The following is a 25,767-nucleotide window of genomic DNA, read 5'->3' on the forward strand; positions in this document are numbered from 1 at the left end:
GATTCTCCTTGTCGCTCAGACGGGGGTCTTGCCGGCGTCGATCTTGACGACGCGCTTGACGAACAGGCCCGGCGTGATGATGTGCTCGGGGTCCAGCTCGCCCAGTTCGACGATCTCGCTGACCTGCACGATCGGGCACTTGGCGGCCATCGCCATGATCGGGCCGAAGTTGCGCGCGGTCTTGCGGTAGGTCAGGTTGCCCCAGCGGTCGGCGCGCTGCGCCTTGATGAGGGCGAAGTCGGCGTGGATGGGCTTCTCGAACACATAGCCCTGGCCGTCGATGATGCGGGTTTCCTTGCCCTCGGCTAGCGGCGTGCCGTAGGCGGTGCGGGTGAAGAAGCCGCCGATGCCGGCGCCGGCGGCGCGGATGCGCTCGGCCAGGTTGCCCTGCGGCACCAGTTCCAGCTCGATCTCGCCGGCGTGATAGAGCGAGTCGAACACGTAGGAGTCGGCCTGGCGCGGGAACGAGCAGATGATCTTGCGCACGCGCCTGGCCTTGAGCAGCGCGGCCAGGCCCGTATCGCCGTTGCCGGCGTTGTTGTTGACGATGGTGAGGTCGCGCGCGCCCTGGGCGATGAGGGCGTCGATGAGCTGCGCCGGCATGCCGGCCATGCCAAAGCCGCCGATCAGGATGGTGGCGCCGTCGTGGATGTCGGCCATCGCCGCTTCCACCGAGTCGAATAGCTTGTTGATCACTTGCGTTCCAGTTCCGAAAGCCCGGACGAACCATCCGGAACCGGCCGCCAAGCCGCGAGGAGGAACATCAGGCGGCGCGCGAACGCTGTCTCCGGACAGTCCTGCCGGAAGAGCCATCCGGCCTGCCCGCCCCGCCGCAGGTGCGGGAGCGTGCCGCCGGACACGAATCCAACAGACTTTGTTTTTCTTGTTCTTGTGATTTGTTCTAACTGCGAACCTCAATTCGCACTCTGAACAGATTACACCTGTGCTCCCGGCACGGTCAAGGCGCCGCCGCATCGCTTGTGCGTTAGCCGGACACCCCCGGCGCGGCGCGGCGAGCGCTTACGCAGCTTACGCTTTTCCGCGCCGCGCCGGGCAGGCTCAGGGCAATTGCAGTTCGGCGCGGCTGCCGGCGGCGCCGGGCCGGATCTCCAGCCGCACGTCGATGCGCTCGCGCAGCTCCGCCACGTGCGAGATGATGCCCACCAGCCGGCCCGCCTGCTGCAGGTCGATCAGCGTGTGGATGGCGAAGTCCAGGCTTTCCGGGTCGAGCGTGCCGAAACCTTCGTCGACGAACAGCGTGTCGAGCTGGATGCCGCCCGCGCGCGACTGCACCACGTCGGCCAGCCCCAGCGCCAGCGACAGCGAGGCCAGGAAGCCCTCGCCGCCCGACAGCGTGTTGGCCGGGCGCGCCACGCCCGAGTTGTGGTCGAACACCTCCAGATCGAGCCCGCCGGCCGCGCGCAGGTCGCCCTGCTCGCGCACGCGCTGCAGTTCGTAGCGGCTGCGGCTCATGCGCATCAGCCGTAGCGACGCGGCCTCCAGCACCTCGTCGAGCAGCGTGGCCAGCACGAAGCGCTGGAAGGTGATGCGGCGCGGGTTGTTGCCGTTGGCCACCTCGGACAGGCGCCCGAGCACGGCATAGCGGCGCTCGATGTCGGCGCCGTCGGCGGCGAGCCGGTCCAGGCGCTGCTGGCATTGCAGCAGGTTCTCGCGGCTGCGGTGCAGGTCGGCCTGCTGGCGGACCAGCGCCTCCAGCGCGCTTGCCGCGGCCGCCTGGGCCTGGCGCAGCGCGTCGAGATCGGGCGCCGCCAGGTCGCGCGCGGCGGCCGTGGCGCGCGCGCGGCGGTCGGCGGCGGCGGCCACGTCGCGGTCGAAGCGCTGGATGCGGGTTTCAAGCTGCGCTGACTCCGCCTCGGGCAGGCGTGCCTCGGCATAGGCCTGCGGCGTGGCAAACCCGGCCTGCGCGAGCGCGCCGTCGAAGGCCGCGCGCGCCTGCGCCTCGCGCTGCGCGCCGCCGGCAACGCTGGCCTGCGCCGCGGCTTGCGCGGCCTGGGCCGCGGCCAGGTCCGCGCCGGCCTGCTTGTCGGCGGCCTGGGCCTCGGCCAGCGCGGCCTCGGCGGCGGCCAGTTCCTGCCGCGCGCGCGCCAGCGCATGTTCCAGCTGGGCGGGATCGCGGCGCTCCGGCGGCACCTGCGCGCTGGCGGCCTCCCATTCGCCTTGCAGCCGGGCGTGGCGCTGCGCGGCCCCCTGCGCGGTGGCATCGGCGCCGCGGATGGCGGCCTCGGCCGCGGTGAGCGCGGCGCGCTGGCGCTCGAGCTCGGCGGCCAGCGGCAGGCGCCGCGCCTCGGCCGCTTCGGCCGCCTGCTGCTGGGCGCGCAGCGCGCTGCCGCTTTCGGCCAGCGCCTGCCGCGCGCCGCCGATGTCCGCGGCGGCATCGGCGTTGGCATCGGCGGGCATGTCCGCCGATGCCAACGCCGCGCGCAGCTCCGCCAGCTGATCCTGGCGCAACGTCAGCGCGGCCAGCGCCGACTGCGCGCCGGCCGCGGCTTCGTGCGCGGCCTGGTCGGCGGCGCGGGCGTCGTCGCGCGCGTGATCGAGGACCTCGTCGGGCACCGGCGCGTCGAACTGCAGCGCAAGCTGCGGATGGGCGGCGCTGCCGCACACCGGGCAGGCCTCGCCGGCGCGCAGCCCAGCCGCCAGCCGCGCGGCCTGCCCCGCGCGCCATGCGCGCTCGGTCTCGCGCAGATGCGCGGCGGCGGCCGCCTGCCGCGTGGCGGCGCGCTGCGCGGCGCCGTGCGCGGCTTCGGCCTGCGCGCGGCCCTGCTCCGCCTGCGCCAGCGCGGCGGCGTATTTGTCCAGCATCGTGGCCTGGCGGGCCAGTTCGGCCTGCCGGAGCCGGATCGCCTCCAGCCCGCGCGCGCCGGCCTCGGCCTGCGCCAGCCCGGCTTCGGCCTGGCGCATCGCCGCGGCGGCCTGTTCCTGCGCGCGCGCGGCAGCCGCGTGCGCCGCCGCCGCGCTGGCCTGCTCCGCGGCGGCGCGCTGCAATTCGGCTTGCAGCGCGCCAAGGCGCTGCGCACGCGGCAGCATGGCCTCCAGCTCGGCCGCCTGCTTCTGCATCTGCTGGCGCTCGCCCGCGCGCCCGGCCTGCGTGGCAAGCGCGGCGGCGGCGCGCGCCGAGACGGCGGCGCAGGCATCCGCGCGCGCGCCCGCCGCCGCCAGCGCCTGCTGCGCCTGGCGGTGATCGTGCCCGGCTTGCTGCCAGTGCTGCTCGAACGGCTGCGCCTGCGCCGCGCGGCGCGCGGCCTGCAGGCGCAGCCGCACGGCTTCCACCTCGGCCTGCTGCGCCATCAGCGCCGCATGGGCCGCCTCGGCTTCGCGTGCTTCGCGCAGGCGGGCGTCGGCCTGCTCGCCCTGCTGCGTCGCCAGCCGGGCGTGCTCGAGCGTGGCGCGCGCGGCGGTTTCCTGCCGCGCCAGGTCTTCCAGCCCGGATTGCAGCGCCGCCACCTGCACGCGCAGCGCCTCGGCGGATTCGAGCTCGTATTGCTGCAGCAAGGCCGACTGCTCGATGCGCAGCCGCTCGGCCTGCTGGCGGATGGCCGCCGCCTGCCCCTTGAGCAGTTCCTCCACGCGCCGGTACAGCTCGGTGCGGAACAGGCGCTCGAGAATCGCCTGGCGGCTTTTTGAATCCGCCGTGAGCAGTTCGCGGAAACGCCCCTGCGGCAGCACGATCACCTGGCGGAACTGGCTGCTGTCGAAGCCCAGCAGGTTGCGCACGAATTCGTCGACGCGGCTGGGCTGGCTGGCCTTGCTGGTCCAGCCGGCCGCCTCCAGCGCATCGAGCTGAGCCTTGGGCGTTTCCTTGACCGTGCCGCCGCCGCGCAGCTTGGGACGCTCCTGCGCGGGCGAGCGCGTGACGCGGTAGCGCTGCGCGCCGAGGCTGAACTCGAACGTCACCTCGGTGCGCAGGCCCGGATCGGCGTTGGCGCTGCGCATGTCCTGCGCGCTGCGCTCGCCGCCCGAAGTGTCGCCATAGAGCGCGAAGCAGATCGCGTCGAGCAAGGTGGTCTTGCCGGCGCCGGTGGGGCCGTGGATCAGGAAGAACGCCTGCTCGCCGAGCCGGCTGAAATCGATTTCCTCGCGGGCCGCGAACGGGCCGAACGCCTGCAGCGCCAGATGCAGCGGCCTCATGCGGACTCCCTGTCGGCCGCGGCGATGCCGTCGAGCACCTGCGTCAGCGCGCGGCGCTGGTCTTCATCCAGGTCCTCGTCGGCGACTTCCTTGAAAAAGCTGGCGAACAGCTCGCCGGTGTCGAGCTGGCGCAGGCGCTGGCCGGCGGCGCTGGCCTCGCCGGCGCGCGACAGCACCGCGCGCTCGATCGCCAGCGCGTTGGGATAGGCCTGGCGCAGGCGCGCCATCGGGTCCAGCAAGGCGCCGGTATCGGTCAGCACGGCGTGGATATAGTCGTCGCGCCGCGGATCGGCGGCGCCCTGCGCCACCAGCGCGGCCAGTTCACCCTCGAGGATGCGCAGGTCGCGCCGCGGGGCCAGCGCGATCTCCTCGATGGCAACCTCGCCATTGGCGCCCAGTTCGATCAGCGAGACCGACTTGGCGTGCGCGGCTTCCGACAGCGAGTATTTCAGCAGCGAGCCCGAATAGCGGATGCGCCCGCCCAGCGTCTGCGGCCGGTGCAGGTGGCCGAGCGCGACCAGGTCGAAGCCGTCGAACACGCCCGCCGCCACCGCCCCGCTGCCGCCCACCGAAAGCGGCCGCTCGGATTCGCTGGCCTCGCCGCCGATGACGAAGGCGTGCGCCACCACCACCGAGCGTGCCTGCGCGGGATGGCTGGCGCGGATCGCGTCGAGGCGGGCCGCGAGCGCGGCCTCGTGGCCGGGCACGTCCACGCCGAAGGCATCGCGCACCGTGGCGGGCTCGGCATAGGGCAAGGCATAGATGCGCACTTCACCGTGCGCGTCGGACAAGGTCACGCAGGCCGCCTCGCGCTCGGTGCGGCCCGCCACGTGCAGGCCCTGCGCGGTCAGCAGCCGCGCGCCGAAACCGAGCCGCTGCGCGCTATCGTGGTTGCCGGCGATCATCACCACCGGCACGCCCGCGTCCACCACGATGCGCGCCAGCACGTCGTCGAGCAGCGCCACCGCCTCGGGCGGCGGCACCGCGCGGTCATAGACGTCGCCGGCGATCAGCACCGCGTCCGGCTTGTGCTCGCGGACCAGCGCCACGAACTGGTCGAGCACCCAGGCCTGGTCTTCGAGCAGGCTGCGCGCGTGAAAGACGCGCCCGAGATGCCAGTCGGCAGTGTGGAGAAAACGCAATGTGGAATTCCTTGATGACCTGTGCGGGGCACGGCCGCCCATGAAGCATGAGGATAAGGGCCGGCCGCGGCAGGCGACATGATAAACGCCGCCGGCGCGGCGTTCAGCTTCGGTTCAGCGCGCGCTGCGCACAATGCACGCATGCTGGTGCAAAGGCGCCAGCCCCGGCACGCCGGGCCATTCCGGGCACGCGCGCGCATAACCAGGCACAACCAGGCACAACCAGGAGAACAACATGAAACGCATTCTGATCGCCACCGCACTCGCCGCCGCAACCGTCGCCGCGCAGGCACAGTACACCGGCCCGTCCGCGGTGCCCGCCGCCACCGTCAAGAGCCTGCAGGCGCAGGGCAAGGACGACCAGCCGGCGGTGCTGCGCGGGCAGATCGTCAGCCACGTGGGCGATGAACTCTACAGCTTCGACGACGGCACCGGGCAGATGCGCGTCAAGATCAAGCACAAGCTGTGGCCGGCCGGGCAGCCTGTCGGCGCCGCCACCAAGGTGGAGCTGACCGGCGAGTACGACAAGGACTGGGTGGGCGAACCCAAGTTCAAGGTCAAGCAGGTTCGCGTGCTCTGAGCGGGCTTGCGCCTGCGAGCCGGGCCGCACTCCCGAAAAATGGGGAAACCCGCGGCCCGCGCACGGTTTGCCGGTCAATCGATATTTGCCGCCGCGGCTTCGGGGTAGAGGTTGGGAAACAGAATATTCAAGGCATCCAGCGGGAAGCCAATCCGCAACTCTGCCCTGTGGGACTGGCTCACCAGCAGCCCGTCCCTCAGCAACTGCGAGATGATCTTGCGCGCGGCGCGCTCGCCCAGGCCGGTCATCTGCGAGAAGTCGCCACGAGACACGCTGCCGCTCAGGAGAACGTGAAGCAGCGGGAGCACGGCCTCGGTACGATAGTCCCGAAATTCCGCCGACTGGCTGCGCACCAGGACCAGGGCTTTGACCCGGTCTCGCAGACCGCCGACGTCGAACATGCGGGCCATGAAGCTCACCTGGTCCTCGCACAGGTCGATGAAGTAGTCACACCATTCCCACAACATCTTCTCGCTGAGATTGCCGCGTCCATCCAGATCGCCATGCCTCGGCATGTCCGCGTTGGAAAGCCGCTCGTAATACCTGTCCCGGTTCCGCGCGAGGCCCCGGTTGACCGACCAGAGGCCGTCGCTAAGCCGGCTGAGCGCGGTATGGGTCTGCAACCGCGCCGCGCGGCCATTGCCGTCGAGGAACGGGTGGGTCCACACGGTGCGGTGATGGGCCGCGGCGATCATCGTGAGCACGTTGTCGACACCCTGTGCCTGCCCATACACCTGATCCATGCGGGCCAGGAACTTTGGCAGCGAGGCGAACGCTGGCGCGTGGTGCCGTCCAACCGACACGTCCGCCTCCCGGATCTGGCCGGGCTCGACGATGCGCCCTTCGGATGTCGTCCGGTCCTCGGCGGACAGGCGCCCATAGAGGCTGCGGTGGGCGCGCAGCAGGAAATCGCTGCGCAAGGCCTGGGCCTCGGTCAGATGGAGCGCTTCAAGCTCCGCTTCAAGCTCCCTTTCGGCCTCGATGTGCGCCACGGCGATGCGCTGGCGCTGGGCGATCTCCGGATCGTCGGAAAAGTCCCTTTTCAGGGCCTTGCTCACGTTCGCGGGATGCGTGCTCTGCCCCTCGATCCGATTCGAGTAGTACGAGTTCATTTCCCGCACCAGCTCGCGCAGTGCCTCGCGCGCCGGCGGGCACAACGCGCCGCGTAGCTCATGCGCCTTTTCGAAGACAGCGCGCGTTTTCGCGACAAGCTCATCGAGCCGCTTCTGGGGCAGCGGCGGCTCGAACTGATGAGGACTGTCGTAGATGGCAATGGTCGTGCCTGGAACGGATGTCATGCCGGTTTCCATGCCGGATCATTCCGGATAATTTCCGTAGTATATACAATAACTTATATTGGAAACCGGAGCGCATCATCGTACCTTTTGTGCCGGTTATCCTGCCGGATTGCCCGTCCCTCGGATCGGGATGCCCAGTCCGAAAGGAAGATCTCCCGCAAGCCACCGCCTGCGGGGGATTTCCAGCCGGCCACGCAACGTCTTCCGATACGCTGCCGGGCAGTCAGCGCCTGCCAGCGCGACAGGAAAACCTTCCGGGGCGCGCCCGGCCTCACGCCGGCTCGGCCTCGTTGTCCGCGATCTGGAACTTGCGCATCTTCTCCCACAGCACCTTGCGGCTGATGCCGAGGCTGGCCGCCGTATCCTGGCGCCGCCAGCTGTTGGCGTCGAGCGCCGCCACGATGCGGCGGCGCTCCTCGGTCTCGCCGCGCCAGTCAGCGGTGCGCTCGTTGCCGTCGAACGCTCCCGGGCGCAGGCGGCGGAACAGCGGCCGGATGCGCGCCTCGTCCCAGTGGCCGGTCTGCTGCACCGTGATGCCGACGCGCTCGGCGAGGTTGCGCAGCTCGCGCACGTTGCCGGTGAAGAACGCCGTGCCCACCGCGCCCTTGAGCCAGTCCGGCACCGGCGGCAAGGCCTCGAAGCCGGACGGCCCGAGCATCTGCTTGAGGAACGAGATCAGCAGCGCCACCTTGTCGACCGCGCCGCGCTCCTCCAGGCTGGGCAGGCGCAGCTCGATCACCGCCAGGCGGAAATAGAGATCCGCGCGGAAGCGCCCTTGCGACACCGCCTCGCGCAGGTCCTTGTTGGTGGCCGCCACCAGGCGGAAGTCCAGCTTCACCGGCATGGTCGAACCCAGCCGCGTGAGCGCGTTCTCTTCCAGCACGCGCAGCAGCTTGACCTGCTGGAACAGCGGCAGGTCGCCGATTTCGTCGAGGAACAGCGTGCCGCCGTTGGCCTGCTCGAAAAAGCCGCGGTGCGCGAACATCGCGCCCGTGAACGCGCCCTTGGCATGGCCGAAGAACTGCGACTCGAACAGCCCGTCGGGAATCGCGCCGCAGTTCACCGCGACGAACGGCCCCTTGCCGTAGATGTTGTTGCGCTCGTGGAAAAGCTGCGCGATGCGCTCCTTGCCCGCGCCGGTCTCGCCGTACAGCATCACGTTGCTGCTGAAGTCGGCGAACGTGTCCACCTGCGCCAGGAACTGCTGCATGGCCGCCGACTCCGCCACCAGTTCCGCGCCGGTGTTGCCGGTCTCGGCCGCGGCCAGCAACTGCGGCAGCAGCTTGCCGATCTGGTTGCGCAGGTCGGGGCCGGTGAAATCGTCGGACAGGATATGCGCGTATTCCGCCGGGAAACGCCCCGGATCGGTCTCCCGCCCCGGCGCCGCGACCCAGATCACCGGCATGCCGTGCGCGGCCTCCCAGTCCAGCGCGGTGAACTTCGCCGCGCCGATCACCGACACGCTGATCACCGCCACGCACGGCTTGGTGCGCGGCTCCGCCGGCAAGGCTTCCAGCGCGCCGGCGCGGATCACGTCTACCCCGAGCGGCGACAGAAAGCGCGCCACGCGGTCGGCAATGTCGTACTTGCCTTCCCACACATAGACTTCAAGGCTCTCGTAGGCCCAGCGATCTGTTTTCATCTTTCTTCCGCCGTATCGCGATTCGCCTGTTGCATGGCTTGTTCTTCAGAACACCAGTTCGGCGTTGTTGCAGTCGATGTCGTTCAGCCAGACGGTCCCGGTGCCTATCTGCATTCCGAGCCCACCGAGCAACGCACTGACAATAGGGTCGAGCAGAGAAAACAGTGGACTCAGCAAAGAACCCAGAGGAAGTGGCAGCGTCACTGGAATACCCAGCACCTTTACGGTGATTACCATATTCAAGTTGTCCAGAACATCTGCCACTACGCCACCCAGCAACTGAGTCGTACCCACAGTCGCTGTCTGGCCGGGCGCCAGCGTGACGGTTGACGTATTGACCGGGACTTTGTTCGTCCGCGGACTGCCCGAGGCAACAACCGACAGGCTAAGGACCCCGATGACGTTCACATCTGCCATCGTCACCGGCCCCGATGCGCATCCGCTTCCGTTTTGAACTGCCAGGCAGGCCTTGACGACGCCCGTATTGACACCCAGCGTTGCCCGGCAATCCGCTTTCTTGGCAGCACACTGCACACTCTGCAACGAGGCGGTGGCCTCTGCGACCTCCACATATAGCGGCACATTCAGGGTGACAAGCTGGGGCAGGACGCCTCCGCCAACATTGAGCCCGACAACAAGCCCCAGGCCGACCGCCGCCGTGTGAGCCGTGGTTTGCCATGTCGGCGGTGCGCTGCTCAATTGCCTTGCGGGTCCCACCGCGGAAACCGGCGGCTGAACGATATACAGGTTCGCGGCTACCGATGCGATGTTGTCAGGAAGCTTGAGATTGAGTCCAACTGGGATGGCGGAGTTGCCATTGGCCACCTGCGCCCCCAGCATCAACAGATTGGCCACGCTCAGGCCGACATCCGCGGCCGACGACGCCGCCGGCGCCAGCACGCCCAGATTGAGCAGCTTGCCCAGCCCCACATCCACCGCCGCGCCGCCCACGCCCAGCTTCGTGGGCGGGCTGCCAAGCGCGGTGGACAGCAGCGCGTCCTTGCCCGCCGCACCCAGCACCAGCGCATAGAACTGCTGGATCGACAGCGAGGTCTTCAGCAACTCGTCGACGGAACCAAGGCCGAGCTTGAGCCGCAGCTGGTCCAGCGTGACCGTGGTGTTGAGCAGCCCATTCCAGTCCAGCACCGAGAAATTGACGGCGGTGCCCAGCAACGTGCCCAGCAGACTGTTGGCGGACTGAAAATCCAGCAGCCCGCTGCCCAGCGAAAACGACGCCACCGGCGGACTCGCATTGGCGATGGCCTCCGCGCGCAGCTGGCGCGAGGTACCGCCCGGAATCACGAACAGGATCGGCACGGTCTGCGTGACCACCACCTGCACCGCGTTGGCCGAGACCGACTGCGCATTGGCGTCGTAGCCAGCCTTGAAATGCCGCGCCGTATCGCTGCCGGACGTATAGGCCGGGTCCCACACGCCCATGCACACGTTCATGCCGTCGGCAGCACCCGCGGCCGGGCTGGCGCAGCCGGCCGCGGCCGCGCCCCCGTAGCCGTTCTGCGTGCCGGCCGCCTGCGTGGCGGCGAGCACGTTGGCGGAAACCGTGGCGGACGGCCCCGCCTGCTTGAGCTGCTGGGCGCCGGCCAGCGCGGCCATGTCGGCAACCTTCTGCAGCTCCCGCTGGCGGTAGAACACATGGCCCACGTCGATCGACACCAGCGCGCCCACCACCACCGTCACCAGCAGCAGGGCGCCCAGCACGCCGATGGCCCCGCGCTGCGCGCGTCCGCGCATGCCGATGCAGGACGAGCCCATGCGCGTCATCGCCCGGCCGCTCCGGTCGCGCCGGCAGCTCCGGTTGCGCCGGCCGTCATGCCGCTGCCCCGTTGCGACGATGTCTGGCCCGTATAGAACTCCGGAATCGGATAGCTGAACGTGGCCATGTAGCGCGGGTAGGACAGCGCGGCCTGCTCGCCCCGCAGCGGCAGCAGTTGTCCGCCCTGCGTGCCGTTGCGCTGGATCTCGAGGATATTGCGCGTGGTGGCGCCGACTTCCTGCCGCGCGGGGCGCGCCTGGCGCGTGACCTCGGTCTGGGCGCAGAGCGGGCCCGCGGCCAAGAGGGCCACGGCGAGCGCCAGCCCGCGGCGGCAGGCGGCATGCAGGTTCTTCGATGCGGTGGTCCGTGTCATGAATGGCTCCTGGATGCGCGCCCGGACAGCGGGCAGCGCCTGGTGACTCGCGAACGCCGGCCGCGCGGCGGCATGCCGGGCGTTCATGGCGTGGCCTGGCCGATGTCGGTCAGGCGCAGATGGCTGGGGCCGGCCACGGCCGCGGTGGCGGCGCCCGGCGCGGCGGCGGCCAGCGTCGCGCCGGGTGCTGCCGCGCGGGCATGCTGCGCGCTGGCGCGCCTGACGCGCTCCGCTTCCTGCATCACGGCCTTGCGCGTGGCCTCCGGCAGGGCCGCGCGCTGCATCAGCGATGCGGCCTGGTCGGGCTTGCCGTCGGCGGCAAGCCACACCGCCGCGTTGCTGACCACGCGCGGGTTCTTGCCGTCGAGCTGCAGCGCCTGCATGACCGGCACGCGCGCCTCGGCCAGCGCGCCGGTGCGCATCAGCGCGTAGCCGAGGTCGTTGGCCACCTGCGGGTTGGTGGGATCGGCCTGCGCCGCGCGGCGGAACTCGGCGGCGGCGCCGGCAAAGTTGTTCTGGCGCCCGGCGATCAGCCCCAGGCCGTGGTAGGCACGCGCCTGCGCCGTGGTCCCGGCGAGGCTGCGGTAGGCCTGCACCGCCTGCGCGTCCTGGCTGGTCTCGCGCAGTGCGTCGGCGCGCATCAGCGTCAGTTCGGGGTTGGCGCCGAAGCGCTTCTCGTACACGTCGATATGCGCGAGCGAGGCAAAGTACAGGCCCTCCTCCTGCATCTTGCCGATCAGCCCCAGATAAACCGTCTTGTCGTCATAGCCGGCGCGGTCCTGCTTGTCGCGCAGCCTGGACAGTTCCACCTGGGCATCGGCCTGCTCGCTCATGCGGCTGGCCAGGCTGGCACCGCAGCCCGACAGCGCCGCGGCGGCCAGCGCCGGCAGCAGCGCCCACGCCCAGCGGCGGCGCGCGCCGGTCCTGTCGTCTCGTCCCGTCATCTCGTTCCCCCCGACAAATGCGTCAGCATCCGCGCCACGCCCAGGAAGCCGGGGCCGGCGGTGATGATCAGCAATACCGGCAGCATGGTCACCACCATCACCGCCGTCATCTTTACCGTGAGCTTGCCGACCTGCTCCTTCATGCGCGCCTTGCGCGTCTCCTGCAGGCGCAGCCCGAACTGGCGCAGCGGCTCCTGCACCGCGCCGCCGAAGCGGTCCACCTGGGTCAGCATGGTGATCAGGCTCTTCAGGTCCTCGCTGTCGAACAGCCGGCCGATGCGCTGCAAGGTCTGCTCGCGCGAGCGCCCGGTGGCGAACTGCTGGTTGGCGCGCATCAGCTCCGGCCCGATCACGCGCAGCATGCTGCCGAACTCCGCCACGATCACCTGCAGGCTCTGGTCGATCGACAGGCCCACGCCCTGCAGCAGGCGCAGCATGTCGACCAGCACCGGCAGTTCGTCCTCCAGGCGGCGCAGCCGGTTCGACGCGCGGCGCTGCAGGATCCATTTGGGCACGAGAAACGCCAGCGCGAACACGGCGAAGGCCCAGAACACGGCGCCGCTCAGCGAAGGCAGGCGCCAGGCGAAGGCCGCCGCGGCCAGCGCCGCCGGCACCGACACGCGCAGGCCGCCGAACACGGCCCGGGCCTTGTCGCCATAAAAGCCGCATTGCTCGAGCAGGCGCTCTTCCTCGGCCGTGACCACGGCCTTGCCCAGCGGGGAGTTCAGCCAGCGCTGGTCGAAGCGCCCGCTCAACTGGCCGCCCAGCCTGGCGCCGATGCCGGCCCCGGCGCGCTGGGCGGGGGCAGCCGTGGCCGCTGCCGCAGCCGCGGGCGCGGCGTCGCCCGGCGCGGGCGGCGCTGCCGCGGCGCCGGCCGCCGCCACCGCGGCCTGGCGCGAGAGCGCCGCGTCGATGGTGCGCGTGGCGCGCAGGCGCTGGCGCCACTGGCTCACCAGCGGCAGCGCGAGCGCGGCGAGGCCCAGCGCGGCAAGGCCCAGGCTCAGCGAGATCAGGGTGATGCTGTCCATGCGCGCCGCCCCTATACCGACCTGGCCAGGCGATAGAGCATGGCCGCCCCGACCACCTCGAGCGCCAGCGCGACCAGCAGCAGCGTCTTGCCGCCGGGATCGCGCCACATCATCATGATGTAGGCCGCGTTCATCACGAACATCATCCCGCCCACCACCAGCGGCAACAGCCCCAGCACCCACGCCGACAGGCGCGTCTCCGCGGACAGCGCATACAGTTCCTGCTGGGCCTGCTCGCGGTCGCGCATGAAGGCCGCGGTGCGCTCCATCACGATGTCGGCGCGGCCGCCGTAGCGCGTGGCCAGGCGCAGCACGGACGACAGCAGCATCAGTTCGTCCACGCGATAGACGCGCGCCACCTGCAGAACCGCCTGGTCCAGTTCCTTGCCGGCGCGCTGCAGGTGGATGGCCTGCACCAGGCACTGCCGCAGCGGCGGCTCGGTGTTGCCGATGGCGGTCTGGAAGGCGGCCGGCACGCTGCTGCCGATGCTCATCATGCGCACCACCGCGTCGAGGAACGACGGCAGTTGCCGGCGCAGCTTCTGGCCGGCGCGGCGCGCCCGGTTCCACAGCAGGAAATACATCAGCAGCAGCGTCAGGAACAGCGCCGTCAGCGCCGCCAGCACGCCGCCGGCGGCGGCGGCCAGCAGCGCCACGCAGACGACCACCGCGGCGGCCAGCGAATAGGCGCGCCGCGTGGGCGCCAGGTCGGCCCGGCGCAGCAATTCTTCCCAGCGCCGGCCGAGATCGTTGCGCTTCTTGCCGGCCTGCGGCTCGGGCGCGGCCGCGTAGCGTGCCTTGACCTGCTCGGTCTGCGCGCGCAGGAAGGCGCGCGCGCTCTCGTCCTGCGCGCGGGCGCGGGCGCTGGCCAGCAGCAGCAGGCCCAGGCCCAGCACCACGAGCGCGGCCGCGGCGACGGCCAGGGCAGCGCTAGACATCGAAGCGGTCGTCGAGGCCGAAGCCGGCCGCCGGGCGCATGCGCGCGAGCTTCGGCGAATGCGGCAGGATGCCCAGCGACAGCCAGCGGTCCACCTCGATGCCGTCGGGCCCGGTATAGGGCTCGTGGCGATAGAGCTCCTGCGTGGAGATGATGTTGTCGCCCAGGCCCGTCACCTCGGTGACGGAGAGGATGCGCCGCTTGCCGTTGGAGAGCCGGCCAATCTGCACGATGAAGTCGATGGCGTTGGCGATCTGCCGGCGCAGGCTGGACTCGCTGCCCTGGAAGCCGGCAAAGCCGGCCAGCATCTCGAGCCGGTACAGGCATTCGCGCGGGCTGCTGGAGTGGATCGTGCCCATCGAGCCGTCGTGGCCGGTGCTCATGGCCTGCAGCATCTCCAGCACTTCGCCGCCGCGCACTTCGCCCACGATGATGCGGTCCGGCCGCATGCGCAGGCTGTTGCGCAGCAGGTCGCGGATCGATACCACGCCGGTGCCCTCGAAGCCGCCGGGGCGGCTCTCCAGGCGCACCACGTGCGGGTGGTTCAGCGCCAGCTCGGCGGTGTCCTCGATGGTGATCACGCGCTCGCCGTCGGGCACGAAGGTGGCCAGCGCGTTGAGCAGCGAGGTCTTGCCCGAGCTGGTGCCGCCGCTGACGAGGATATTGCAGCGCGCCTTGACCGCGGCTTCGAGCAGTTCGCTGACCTCCGGGCTCATGGTGCCGAGCGCCTGCAGGTCCGCCGGCGTGAGCGGGTCCTTGCGGAACTTGCGGATCGACACCACCGGCCCGGCCAGCGCCAGCGGCGGGATCACCACGTTGATGCGGCCGCCGTCCGGCAGGCGCGCGTCGACCATCGGGTTCGATTCGTCCAGGCGGCGCCCGATCGGCGCGAGGATGCGGCGCACGATGCGCAGCAGGTGGCCGTTGTCGGCGAAGCGCACCGGGATGCGCTCCAGCACGCCGTGGCGCGACACGTACACGTCGAGGTGGCCGTTGACGAGAATGTCCTCCACCGCCGGATCGTTGAGCAGGTCCTCGATCGGGCCGAAGCCGGCCAGCTCCTTGGTCAGCGCCTCGGCGATCTGGTGCAGCTCGACCTCGTTGATCGGGATCCGGCGCAGCCGCGTGAAGCTCTCCAGCTCCAGATCGACGAAGCGGTTGATCGCGGTGCGCGACCAGCGCCCGAACTCCGCGCCGAGCTCCTCGATCCGGGTGAGCAGGTGCTCGTGGGCCGCCTCCTTGATGTTCTGGAATTCCTGCGATGCAGGAAACGGCGCGGCGGCGTTGTCGGAGAATTCAATGGCTTGCGACATGTCAGTTCCCAGCCCGCTCAGCGCGCAACGCGCGCATGGCGCGCAGCGCTTCGGGCAGCTTTTCTTTTACCCGGCCCAGCAAGCCGGCTTCGCTTGCGGTGCCGGCACGGTATCCCAGCTTGTCCACCAGCTGGCCAACGGCACGGACATACGGATCGGCGGGGCTGTCGTCGGCCAGCACCACGCCACGGTTGAGCGCCAGCACCAGCGGCTCGCGCCGGTCGGGCAAGGTGCCGACCGACGTGGCCTCCAGCCGTTGCGCGATCTGCTGCGCATCCACGCCCAGGCGCGCGTCGAAACGCGAGACCAGCAGGTGCAGGTCTTCCCGTTCCACCTCGCGCTTCTTCAGCTCCTGCAACAGCTCGGCCGCCGAGACGATGGCGCCCACGCCCTGATCCACCATCAGCAGCACCGTGTCGGCGGCCTTGACCAGGTGCGCCATGAACTCGATGTTGCTGAACCCGCCCAGGTCCACCACCTGCAGGTCGAAGAACGCGCGCAGGCGGTTGAGCAGGCCCAGCGCCTCCATGAAGGAGATGTCGCGCAGCTCCGCCAGCGTGGCCGGCAGCGGCAGCACCACCACGCCGTTGCCGTGGCGCGCCAGCGCGGTCTGCACGAAGACCTGGTCGAAGCGGCGCAGGTTGCGCACGCCCTCGACGAAATGAAAGCCGGGGTTGATGTTCATGTAGAGCGAGCCGTCGCGCGCCGGCAGGCCCAGGTCCATCAGCAGCACCTCGCCGTGGCAGCGCTTGCGCACCGCCGCGGCCAGGTTGGTCGCCAGCGTGGTCGCGCCCACGCCCACGCGCGCGCCCAGCACCGCCACCACCTTGCCGCGCCGCGCGGGCTCGGCCTGGCCGCGCACGGTCAGCAGCCGGCGCACGATCTCCACCGCGCCGCCCGGCGGCGCGGTCATGTCGATGAAATCCTTGGCGCCGCCGCGCAGCGCCGCGAGCATGATCTCGGGCTCGCCGGCATTGCCCACGGCCACCAGCGGCAGCCCCGGATAGAGCCGCGTCACCTGCTCGGCGAGCCGGCCCGAGGCCAGCGCCTGCTCGCGCGAAAAATGCAGGAACACCATGCCCGGGTTGATGGTGGCGATCTGTTCCAGGAACACGTCCTGCGGGCCGGGCTCGACCGCCAGCTGGCCCAGGCTGGAGAGCGCGGCCGACAGCCATTGCCGTGGTTCGGGCTGCGCCGCGTTGAAGAGGAAATAGCCCATCTGCGCCTGCCGCTCCGTGCCTTCGTCCGCCGCGCCGGGATTCATTTCGAGAAGCCCGGCAGGGTGGGATCGACGTATTCGCCCAGCACGTACCAGCCCCACACATTGGGGTTGCCGCTGGTGCGGCCGTCCTCGGTGACCGCGGCCACCGCCGCCGCGCCCTTGGCCAGCGGGCGCACCAGGCGCGGCGTGACCACGATCATCAGCTCGCGGTCCTCCTGGTTGAAATTCAGGTTGCGAAAGAAGGTGCCGATGATCGGCAGGTCGCCGAGGAACGGTACCTTGCTGACGTTGCTGACCGTGTTGCGGCTGACCAGGCCGCCGATCACGAAACTCTCGCCGTCGCCCAGCTCCACCGTGGTGTCGGCGCGGCGCGTGACGATGCCGGGCACCAGCGTGCCGTTGATCGAGACGCCGCGCGAGGGATCGAGATCGCTCGCTTCGGGCGCCACCTTGAGCGCGATGCGGTCCTTGGACAGGATCGTGGGCGTCACGCTCAGGCCGATGCCGAACGGCTTGAACTGGATCGTGGTGGTGCCCAGCGCCTGCGGCACCGGGATCGGAATCTCGCCGCCGGCGAGAAAGCTCGCGCTCTGGCCCGACAGCGCCACCAGGCTGGGCTCGGCCAGCACGCGCGCCATGCCGTTGCTTTCCAGCAGGCTCAGGTTGGCGAAGATGCCGCGCGAGAACGACGCCGCGACGAGGTTGAAGGCGCTGCTGATCGGCAGGCTGACGTCCGTGCTCAGCGAGCCGGTGCCGTTCGCGCCCGGCGTGAAGGTGAACTTGTTCAGCGACGACGGCGCGAACGTGCCGAAGGCGAAGCCGCCGTTGTTGCGATAGAAATTGAAGCCGACCTCCTTGAGCACCGTCTTGCTGATCTCCACCACCTTCACGTCCACCTGCACGGTGCCGCTGACGGGAATGGTCGAGCGGTCTGCCACCATGCCGCCCTTGCCTTCCGCGCCGGCGGTGGCCGCGCGCGCCAGCTGCTGCGCGCGCCAGGCCGACTGCGCATCGCGCGACTGGCCGCTGATGTCGGCGCCCGCGCCCGACACGGCCACGCCGGCGCCGTCGGCCTCGGCCTCGGTGGCGTCCACCTGGACATGGATGGTCCGCGCCGACTCGCCGCGCGTCCACACCATCAGGTCGGTCGCGCCGGGCTTCTTGGCTACCACCAGCACGCCGTTGGCGCCGGCGCGGTTCTTCAGCAGCAGGGCGTCGGCCACCGCCGGATTGCCGATGGCGACGCGCTCCAGCGGCTGGGCCAGCTGCAGCTGCCGCTGGCTGCCGACCACGAGCCGCAGCTCCCGCGGACTCTCCGCCTGCTGCGCCCAGGCGGTGGAAACGGCGCAGCAGACGGCAAGGGTGGCTGCGCCGGCAAGAAGGGATTTCATCAATCGGCTATCCAGAAAGTATGACTGTCCGAAAAGCGCCGCGGCTCGCCAGCGTGACACGCATGGACGGCCGCGGGGCCTTGCTTCATTCGATCTCGCGCTTGCCGCCGCGGATCACCTCGACACTGTTCTGCGCCACGCTGCTCGCCATGCGGCTCCGCGGCGCCGGCACGGCGGACGCGGCCGCCGGCGCCGGCCGGGGCGCGGCCTGCTCGCGCCGGGCGGCGCCGGCCACGCCGGCCAGGCTTGCCAGCGCCACCCCGGCCACGGCCCGGTCGGACGCGGTGAGCACGGCCGGCGCGCCGGCCGGCAGCCGGGCCTGCAGCGCGGGCGCCGGCTCGGCAAGCAGGTTCTCGGCCGGCACGCTGCCGTCTTCCGGATTGCGCAGCGCCAGCAGCAGGCGTCCGCTCTGCTGCCCCAGCGCCAGCTTGCCGACGTCGGCCACGGGCACCGCCAGCACGGCGGTCTTGGCGCCCTCGCGGCGCACCATCATCTGGTCCGGGGCGGGCTTGGCGGTCTCGATCACGGTGCCCGCGCCGTAGGCCAGCACGCGCAGGCGCGCCAGCAGCAGGCGCGCCTGGCTGCCTTCGATCTCCTGGCCGTCGCGGCGGAACACGGCGAACACGTCGACGAAATCGCCGGGCTGCACCTGGTTGCCCACGCCGATCACCTCATCGACGGCGACGGCCACCGCGCGCTCGCCTTCCTTCACCTGCGAAGCCAGCCCGGCAAGCAACTGGCTTTCGAGCACGGGCACGTTGGCGCCGATGCCGACCAGCGGGATCTGCCCGGCGACGCGCGCCACGTCGGTGTACGCGCCGGTCGGGTTGATCGGCAGTTGCTCGACTTTGAGCGCGTCGGCGGGAACCGGCTTGCCCGCTTCGATCGGCTTGACGGTGATCACCACGGCATGCAGCTCGGCGGCAGCAGCCACCGGCGCCGCCGGCTTGGCCGGCGTGCGCGCCACGCGCCACGCCAGCAGCGCCAGCAGCAGCGCGAGGACGAGCAGCGCGATGGCGAACACGCGAATCTGTTTGCTGGTCATGTGGACTCTCTGTTTCGGTTGAGCGGCACGCGGCCTCGCCGCATGCGGGCAGGCGCGTCAGGCCGCGGCCTCGGCGGTCTGGTGTTCATGTGTCGGGAGCAAGCTGCACGGTGGCGCTGCCGGTGAGCGTGGCGGGCATCGGCACGCCCGGCACGACGGGCAGGATCGCGCCGGAAGGCAGGTTCAGAGTGACCTTGACGCAGACCGAGCCGCCCGGGTTCGCGCAGGCGACGGTCTGCGCAACGTTGCTGGAAGAAACGGCATTCCGGATGGATGCCGGCAAGGTGGCAAGGGCGGTCGCCGAGGCCGCGCTCACTCTCAACGCCTGCGTTGCCGCGGCGTTATTGCCGGTGGCCCCTGCGGGATAGCGCAGGGCCGCGCGCGCGCCTTCCTCGGCAGCAAGCGTGAGCACCTGCTGCATCGCCAGGACGACCCCGAAATAGACGATGCCAATCACCATTGCCAGCAAGATCGGCAATACGATGGCGAATTCGAGCGCGGCCGCGCCGGACGAGCGCGTCCGCACGGCGTGATTTCCCCGCAATGACATACTTCACCCGGTTGTGCTTTAGTTCTTCTTGCGCCGAACCGGTGGCGCGGACTGCGACACCTACTTCCCGAGCATCATCCAGACCAGCAAACCGACCGCGAGGTAAGCGGCATATGGAATGCCCCTGACCTCGTTTGCCTGCCCTGTCGAGACCGATGGCGCGGTGCCTGCCAAGCGCCGCAGCAAGCCCGCCACATGGTCTGCCCATACCCTCACGACCACCGTCTCCCGCGCACGTACCAGCAAGGCGTGCACGAAAGCCAGCAGGCTGCCCACGACCCACACCGTCACCAGCCCCACCGGGCCGGTCAGCAGACCCGCCACGGCGAAGAATTTGACGTCACCCGCGCCCATCTGCCCGAGCACATAGAAAGGCAGCATGACTAGCAGGCCGAGTGTGAATCCGAGCAATCGAGAGGCGAGACCCGGCTCCGGAATCAAGCCGAGTGGGAACGCCAGGCCGACCGCCGCCATAGCGGCAATCAGCACGGCATTGGGCACTTTTCGATAAGCGAAATCGGTCCAGATGATCGCCGCGCAGAATAGTGCGGCAATAAGGGTAAGCACCTAGATCAGGTGAGAATAGTTGTAATTTTCGTGCCGATAGCCTGGAAGAAGGTACCAATATCGGTAGCCAGTCCCTTTGCAGCCACGGTGATCCCCAATGCGACCAGCCCCACAATCAACCCGTACTCAATTGCAGTAGCACCCCGTTCGTCCCTGATGAAGCCCGCCAAAGCCTTTTTCATGATGTCACTCCGTATAGGTTTAGTTACCCAACGTCCGCTTACCCCTCCGACACCGCCGGGCTCTTTTGGCCTGGCTAGTATCGAGCAGTAACGCTGGTGAGAGAATTTATAGTTCAAAGCCATGTATCAACCATACCCCCCCTTCGGGTTATATTTGTTTCAGCTTAATGGCTGACGGCCGTTTGAAAACAGTGCGTTTTTAAAGAGCAAAACCACTAATTGCGCCGGATGCCACACCCATCCGGATGAAGCCATCCGGCGCAGCGGTGTAAAAGGATGCGCAGCCGCGGGGTAAGGACGACTGCGCACCATAAAGGCGAAATCAATAGAGAATTAAATAAAACTTTTATCAGTGTGAAGTCAGACCACCGAGCAGATTCGGCAATCCGGGCAGCGCGCCGCTGGCATTTCCGCCAGCGCCCGCTGCCGTATTGCGCAAGCCACCGAGCAATCCGGTAACGGGCGCGAGAAGGCCGGTCACTGGCGCGAGAGCGCCCGCGGCGGCGCCGCTGCCACCCGAACCACCCGCGCCGCCGGCCACCGCGCCGACGACCGGCAGGTTGCCGAGCAGGCCGCCGAGCGGATTGCCGCCGCCACTGCCACCGGCGGCACCGCCGAGGCCCGGCAGGTTGAGCAGGCCGCCGAGCGGGCTGGTGGCGCTGCCCGAGCCGGGACCGTTCACGACCCCGCCGACCGCGGCAACGGTCTTGCCGGCCTCGGTCACGACGCCGCCGAGGCTGGACACGATCGGGGCGTGCGTATTGGTGATCAGGCTGCCGCCGCTGGCCACCGAGTTGCCGAGCGTGGCCAGCAGGTTGCCGAGCGGGCCGCCCAGGCCGGTGGCGCCGCCGGCCATCTGCGTGGCGTCGGTGAGCTGCGTGGTCAGCGGCACGATGGCCTTGCTCACGCTGCCCGTCACCTGCGCCACCGGGCCGGTCGACAGTGCCTGGCCGAGCGTGCCGCCGGCCATCGTCACCACGCCGCCGACCTGGTTGACCAGCCCGCCCACCGGCGTGGTCACGGCGCCCAGCGGCGCGAGCGGGCCGGTGCCGAGACTGCTGACGAGATCGCCCGCGCTCGATACCGTGACGCCCGCCTTCTGCACCACGTTGCCGGTGCTGGCCACCGTCACGCCGAGCGGGTCGGCCACCGCGCCCATCTTGCCGAGTCCGTCGCGCACGCCCGCGCCGAGCGCGCCGACCGTGTCGCCGGCATTCACCACCACGCCGCCGAGACTGTTGCGCGTGGCTTCCGGCACCAGCGGCAGCGGCGTGTTCTGGATCTGCTTGCCGATGTCGCTCACGGCATTGCCCGCGGCGATCACCGTGTTGCCCACGCCTTCCGTGACCTTCGCCGTGGGCGTCGTGTCAGCGCTGGTCGGCGTGGTGGGCGTGGTCGGCGTCGAGGGCGCGGTCGGCGTGGCGGGGCTGGCGCCGCTGCCGGACCCGCCGGAGGAGCAGCCGGCCAGCAGCATGAGTGCGGCAGCACAGGCGAGGGTCACGGCCGACATCGGGGCGGATTGCGCTTTCATGGGATCTCCTGGTCTTCCTCGCGGAAGGTTGTGCTAGCGGTTGTTCTGCGAACGGCTTTCTTGGTTGGCTCGGGGACCGGGCCCGCGACGCTGGCGTTGCGCCGTGCGCGGTGCTTGTCGGATGCCATTACCGCAAGCTGCGTGCCATCCGTCCGGCACGCGCCGGACACGCGCCGCCGGGCAGCCGCGCGGCGCGCCGCAAACCGTTGCCGCACGCGGGCCAGCGCGCCGCCGCCTGGCCGCGTGGCGCGCGCCGGGGCACGGTGCTTCGCTGCCGCCGGCGTGTTACGTGCTACGTAACGTGTTCCCTCGCGACGTTCCGCGCGCCGGCTTTCCTTCGTTCTCGCGGCGGGGGTCCGCAGGCCGGCGTTGTTCCGTGCGCGGGCCGCCACGTTACGTAACGCGTAACGCGGAAAGACCCCGCGCGGGGCCCATGTCTGGTCCTTTTCCGGCCATGTCTCATCCTCCCGAAACCCATGCGTGGCAAGGGCTGGAGAGATTTCGGCAGGTGCCGCGCGCGCATGCCGGCCCGCTCTGGCACACCCTTTGCGCAAAGGAGTGCAACACGACGCGCCAATGCGCACCGTGATTTAAACGACGGGAAAAAAGGAAAAGGTCATGCGTACTCAACAGATCATCGTCACCACCCTGCTCGGCACCCTTCTGGCACTCGGCGGCTGCGCCAGTGGCGGCGGCACGACGTCGATGGACACCGGCAGCGGCGCAGGCACCGGCGCGGGCACTGGCGCAGGTACCGGCGCAGGTACCGGCGCAGGTACGGGCACGGGCGGCGGCAGCAACGGCGGGAACAACGCCGGCAATAACGGGGGCAGCAACGGGGGCGACAGCGGCGGCAGCAATGGTGGCAATAACGGTGGCAACAACGGCGGCGGCACCACGCCGGCCGCGCTGACGCCGACCAGCCAGATCGTCAACCAGGCCGGCAACGTGGTGACTACCACCGGCAACGTGGTGAGCGACCTCGGCACGCAGATCAAGAACACCAACCTGCCCATCCTCTCCACCGAATCGAAGAATGGCCTGGGCGGCGTGATCGGCTCGCTCGGCGCGGCGGTGAGCACGCTGGGCACCGGCGTGCAGGACGGGCTGGGCAACATGCCCAATGCCGCCAACCCGCTCGGCACCACGGTGGCCAGCACCGGCGGCGTGGTGAGTCAGGTGGGCAACGCCGTGACCAACGCGGGCGCGCTGGTCAGCGGCCTGGGCAGCGGCCCGCTGGCGCCGCTGGGCGCGGTGACGACGCCGGTCGGCTCGCTGGTGTCGCAACTCGGCACCGCCGTCAACGGCGTGGGCGGCAAGCTCGGCCAGGCGCTGTCGACCGGCCCGGTCGAACAAGTCACCGGCGGCGTCAGCAAGCTGATCGTGCCGCTGACCTCGCAGCTCACCAGCGCCACGCAGACGCTTGGCGCGGCCACCGGCCTCGGCGCGCCGGTGAACAACCTGCTGACGACGCTGGGCGGCGGCATCGCGCAGATCGGCAACACGGTCAAGCAGACCGACACGCCGGTGGTATCCGGCGTCGGCGGCATCGTGGCCGGCGCGGGCACCACGGTGGCGGCCCTCGGCGGCGCGGTCTACAACCCCAGCGGCAGCGCGGGCGGCAATCCGCTGGCACCGGTCGCCGGCCTGCTGGGCGGACTCACGGGCGGCCTTGGCGGCGGCAGTGGCACGAGCAACCCGCTCGCGCCGGTCACGGGCCTCGTTGGCGGCCTTACCGGCGGTCTCGGCGGACTCGGTGGCGGTGCCGGCGGCGCCGCGAACAACCCGCTCGCGCCCGTCACCAGCCTGGTCAGCGGTCTCACCAGTGGTCTTACGGGCGGCCTCGGCAATCTCGGCGGCGCGGCCGGCGGCGGCGCGGGCAATCCGCTCGCGCCCGTCACGGGTCTGGTCAGCGGCCTGGTGGGCGCGGTCTCCGGCGCGGCAGGCAACGCAGGCAGCGCGGCCGGCGCCGGCGGCAATCCGCTGGCTCCGGTAACGGGCCTCGTCGCGGGACTGACCGGCGGCAACGGCGCGAGCAGCGGCGGCACCAGCGGTGCCGGCAGCGCGGGCGGCAGCAAGCCGCTCGCGCCGGTGACGGGCCTGGTGGGCGGATTGCTCGGCGGCCTCGGCAACCTCGGCGGCAAGCGCTGATCCCGCGCTCCGCCACGCAGCAGCGCATGCCGTGCCTTGACAGGCAATGGCATGCGAAATACAAGAGTGAGCGCGGCGCGAGCCGCCCGACACAACAGAACGCGATGGCCATGCGGTACCGCCGGGGATAGCGGCCCCCCCGGCGCGATTGGCACGGCGCGTGACAGCCGCAAGCAGGTTTAACGGAAAATCCAGGGGTAAGACCATGACGCACACACGCCTGCGCGCCGCCGCCTTGGCACTCGGCCTCGCCGCCTGCCACGGCGCCGGCGCCGAGCCGCGCAGCCCGGTCCAGGGCGATCCCACGCAGACCCTGCCGAGCATCGCGCCGGCGCGTCCTCCCGAGAGCAAGGTCACGGTCCAGGTGGAGCGGCCCGATTCGGCGCTGCAGAACCTGCTGTCGAGCAAGCTCACGCCGCAGCGCTTCCAGATCGAAGGCGTGAAGGCGATCCCGTTCGCGGAGATCGCGGCGAAGTTCTCGCCGCTGGCGGGCAAGGAGATCACGGTGGCGCAGTTGCTGGAAACGGCCAAGGAAGTCACCGACATGTACCAGCAGCGCGGCTATCCGCTGTCCTTCGCCTTCGTGCCGGCGCAGAGCTTCGAGAACGGCAACGTGATCGTCACCGTGGTGGAGGGGCACGTCGCCACGGTCACGGTGCGCGGCGAGGCGGGCCCGGTCGAAGCCCGCCTGCGCGCCATCGCCGACAAGCTCAAGGAGGACACGCCGCTGCGCCGCGAGACCTTCGAGCACTACGTCAACGTGCTGGCGCTGCAGCCGGGCGTGCAGGTGGCCGCCACCGTGCAGCCGCCGCAGACCACCGACGGCGCCTGCGAGATGGTGCTCGACGTCAAGCGCAAGCCCTTCACGTTCGGCACCGCGCTCGATTACCGCTCGCCCGGCATCCGCGGCGTCGTCACCGCCACCACCAACGGCCTCACGCCGCTGGGCGAGCAGCTGTCGGTGTCGGCGCTGGTGCCGAAGGGGCCGGACCACGAGGAATACTACGTGGCCAGCTACGGCCAGCCGATCGGCACCGAAGGCATGATCGCGCGGCTGAGCGCGTCGCACTACCGCGGCGTGCCCGAGAACGGCACGCTGGAGCAGCTCGGCTTCAACTCGCGCTACGTGAACGACACCAAGCGCCTGGGCGGCACGCTGAGCTATCCGGTCATCCTCAACAACGCGCACTCGCTCACGGCCACCGGCGGCGTCTATGCCAACGACCAGTTCGAGCGCTATACGCAGGCCGGCACCGACCGCCAGATCGCGCTGACCACGCACGTGCGCGTGCTGAGCGCGGAGCTGTCCTACGTGCAGCGGCAGGAGGGCCAGACGCGCAGCGCCACGCTCGGCGTCTACAAGGGCATCGACGCGCTCGGCGCGCTGCGCGAGAACAACGTCAACGACCTGAGCTTCCTGCGCACGCGGCTGATCGCGTCGCAGGCGACCGACCTGCCGCTGGGCTTCGGCGTGGCGGTGTCGGCCGCCGGGCAGTACAGCGCGCAGCGCCTGGCCTCGAGCGAGCAGATCAGCTTCGGCGGGCGCTTCTTCGGCCTCGGCTACCCGCCCGGCGAAGTGGCGGGCGACAAGGGCTGGGGCGCGTCGGCGGAGATCAACCGGCTGTTCACGCCGGGGCTGACCTACCTGAAGACGATCCAGCCCTATGTGTGGTTCGACATGGCGCGCGTGTATTCGAACAGCGTGTCGCTGGTGCACCGCACGCTGTCCTCGGTGGCCATCGGCCTGCGCTTTTCCGACCGGCGCTACTACTCGCTGGACCTGTCGGTCGCCCAGCCGGTCGGCGACAAGCCGGTCAATGCCGCGCGGCGCTCGCCGCGCCTGAACGCGACCTACTCCTACCAGTTCGAGTGATGGCGCGGACAACGCCGTTTCAACGGCGGTTTGCGCAGATCCTCCTGAACCGGCGGCAGCGCCGCGGCTGACGGC

Annotated in this window: 21 protein-coding genes; 3 read left to right on the forward strand and 18 right to left on the reverse strand. The window is 70.2% G+C overall.

Translation table 11 applies throughout. The features are described 5' to 3' along the window. Positions 1-15: 15 nt before the first annotated feature. The 3 genes from AC3WXD_RS30790 to AC3WXD_RS30800 all read right to left on the reverse strand — a co-directional run bounded on the left by AC3WXD_RS30790 (position 16) and on the right by AC3WXD_RS30800 (position 5,291). Complete coding sequence (locus AC3WXD_RS30790; protein ID WP_020206705.1) at positions 16-696, reverse strand: 3-oxoacid CoA-transferase subunit A; 681 nt, start codon at positions 694-696, stop codon at positions 16-18. Positions 697-1,059: 363 nt separating this feature from the next. Continuing rightward, on the reverse strand, positions 1,060-4,149 hold the full coding sequence (locus AC3WXD_RS30795) for an AAA family ATPase (RefSeq protein WP_492325354.1): 3,090 nt from the start codon (positions 4,147-4,149) through the stop codon (positions 1,060-1,062). Then, a complete protein-coding gene (locus tag AC3WXD_RS30800; protein WP_492325355.1) occupies positions 4,146-5,291 on the reverse strand; it encodes an exonuclease SbcCD subunit D in 1,146 nt (381 codons plus the stop codon). The genes AC3WXD_RS30795 and AC3WXD_RS30800 overlap by 4 nt, the downstream gene beginning before the upstream one ends. 235 nt (positions 5,292-5,526) lie before the next feature. Between AC3WXD_RS30800 and AC3WXD_RS30805 the strand changes: the two genes are divergently transcribed. Beyond that, positions 5,527-5,871 (forward strand): YgiW/YdeI family stress tolerance OB fold protein, encoded by a 345-nt coding sequence (locus tag AC3WXD_RS30805; RefSeq protein WP_020206834.1) that lies wholly within the window; start codon positions 5,527-5,529, stop codon positions 5,869-5,871. A gap of 74 nt (positions 5,872-5,945) precedes the next feature. Here the strand turns inward: AC3WXD_RS30805 and AC3WXD_RS30810 are convergent, their stop codons facing one another. The 15 genes from AC3WXD_RS30810 to AC3WXD_RS30880 form a co-directional block, all read right to left on the reverse strand. Continuing rightward, entirely contained in the window at positions 5,946-7,181 is a 1,236-nt protein-coding gene (locus AC3WXD_RS30810; protein ID WP_492325356.1) for a Fic family protein, read from the reverse strand. A 259-nt stretch (positions 7,182-7,440) separates the two neighbouring features. Further along, positions 7,441-8,811: a sigma 54-interacting transcriptional regulator gene (locus AC3WXD_RS30815; RefSeq protein WP_492325357.1), complete on the reverse strand. Its 1,371-nt coding sequence runs from the start codon at positions 8,809-8,811 to the stop codon at positions 7,441-7,443. A 45-nt stretch (positions 8,812-8,856) separates the two neighbouring features. After that, positions 8,857-10,593 carry a TadG family pilus assembly protein gene (locus AC3WXD_RS30820; RefSeq protein WP_492325358.1) on the reverse strand — a complete coding sequence of 579 codons (1,737 nt, stop codon included), beginning with the start codon at positions 10,591-10,593 and terminating at the stop codon, positions 8,857-8,859. Next, on the reverse strand, positions 10,590-10,958 hold the full coding sequence (locus AC3WXD_RS30825) for a DUF3613 domain-containing protein (protein WP_492325359.1): 369 nt from the start codon (positions 10,956-10,958) through the stop codon (positions 10,590-10,592). Before AC3WXD_RS30825 ends, AC3WXD_RS30820 begins: the two co-directional genes overlap by 4 nt. Before the next feature lie 83 nt (positions 10,959-11,041). Beyond that, complete coding sequence (locus tag AC3WXD_RS30830; protein ID WP_492325360.1) at positions 11,042-11,902, reverse strand: tetratricopeptide repeat protein; 861 nt, start codon at positions 11,900-11,902, stop codon at positions 11,042-11,044. After that, on the reverse strand, positions 11,899-12,930 hold the full coding sequence (locus tag AC3WXD_RS30835; RefSeq protein ID WP_492325361.1) for a type II secretion system F family protein: 1,032 nt from the start codon (positions 12,928-12,930) through the stop codon (positions 11,899-11,901). Before AC3WXD_RS30835 ends, AC3WXD_RS30830 begins: the two co-directional genes overlap by 4 nt. A gap of 11 nt (positions 12,931-12,941) precedes the next feature. Beyond that, the gene (locus AC3WXD_RS30840; RefSeq protein ID WP_454733827.1) at positions 12,942-13,868 is read right to left on the reverse strand and encodes a type II secretion system F family protein; all 927 of its coding nucleotides are present in this window, start codon (positions 13,866-13,868) and stop codon (positions 12,942-12,944) included. Beyond that, positions 13,861-15,180 (reverse strand): TadA family conjugal transfer-associated ATPase, encoded by a 1,320-nt coding sequence (locus AC3WXD_RS30845; RefSeq protein ID WP_020204972.1) that lies wholly within the window; start codon positions 15,178-15,180, stop codon positions 13,861-13,863. The genes AC3WXD_RS30840 and AC3WXD_RS30845 overlap by 8 nt, the downstream gene beginning before the upstream one ends. 1 nt (position 15,181) lies before the next feature. Beyond that, entirely contained in the window at positions 15,182-16,399 is a 1,218-nt protein-coding gene (locus tag AC3WXD_RS30850; protein WP_043367051.1) for a CpaE/TadZ family protein, read from the reverse strand. A gap of 41 nt (positions 16,400-16,440) precedes the next feature. Further along, positions 16,441-17,793, reverse strand: a complete 1,353-nt coding sequence (locus AC3WXD_RS30855; protein ID WP_492325362.1) for a type II and III secretion system protein family protein — start codon at positions 17,791-17,793, stop codon at positions 16,441-16,443. Between the two features lie 85 nt (positions 17,794-17,878). Continuing rightward, the gene (gene cpaB / locus AC3WXD_RS30860) at positions 17,879-18,838 is read right to left on the reverse strand and encodes a Flp pilus assembly protein CpaB (RefSeq protein WP_492325363.1); all 960 of its coding nucleotides are present in this window, start codon (positions 18,836-18,838) and stop codon (positions 17,879-17,881) included. Positions 18,839-18,923: 85 nt separating this feature from the next. Beyond that, positions 18,924-19,388 carry a TadE/TadG family type IV pilus assembly protein gene (locus tag AC3WXD_RS30865; protein WP_020204976.1) on the reverse strand — a complete coding sequence of 155 codons (465 nt, stop codon included), beginning with the start codon at positions 19,386-19,388 and terminating at the stop codon, positions 18,924-18,926. Between the two features lie 60 nt (positions 19,389-19,448). Beyond that, on the reverse strand, positions 19,449-19,955 hold the full coding sequence (locus tag AC3WXD_RS30870; protein WP_029044020.1) for an A24 family peptidase: 507 nt from the start codon (positions 19,953-19,955) through the stop codon (positions 19,449-19,451). 5 nt (positions 19,956-19,960) lie between these two features. Next, on the reverse strand, positions 19,961-20,137 hold the full coding sequence (locus AC3WXD_RS30875; protein ID WP_020204978.1) for a Flp family type IVb pilin: 177 nt from the start codon (positions 20,135-20,137) through the stop codon (positions 19,961-19,963). A 349-nt stretch (positions 20,138-20,486) separates the two neighbouring features. Continuing rightward, positions 20,487-21,668: a collagen-like triple helix repeat-containing protein gene (locus AC3WXD_RS30880; RefSeq protein WP_492325364.1), complete on the reverse strand. Its 1,182-nt coding sequence runs from the start codon at positions 21,666-21,668 to the stop codon at positions 20,487-20,489. 618 nt (positions 21,669-22,286) lie between these two features. On the opposite strand from AC3WXD_RS30880, the gene AC3WXD_RS30885 reads away from it, so the two are divergent. Both AC3WXD_RS30885 and AC3WXD_RS30890 read left to right on the forward strand, forming a co-directional pair. Then, positions 22,287-23,819 (forward strand): collagen-like triple helix repeat-containing protein, encoded by a 1,533-nt coding sequence (locus tag AC3WXD_RS30885; RefSeq protein WP_492325365.1) that lies wholly within the window; start codon positions 22,287-22,289, stop codon positions 23,817-23,819. Positions 23,820-24,024: 205 nt separating this feature from the next. Continuing rightward, on the forward strand, positions 24,025-25,692 hold the full coding sequence (locus AC3WXD_RS30890) for a ShlB/FhaC/HecB family hemolysin secretion/activation protein (protein ID WP_020204981.1): 1,668 nt from the start codon (positions 24,025-24,027) through the stop codon (positions 25,690-25,692). Positions 25,693-25,767: the final 75 nt, after the last annotated feature.

The organism is Cupriavidus sp. FW216-B1, from assembly GCF_058789195.1.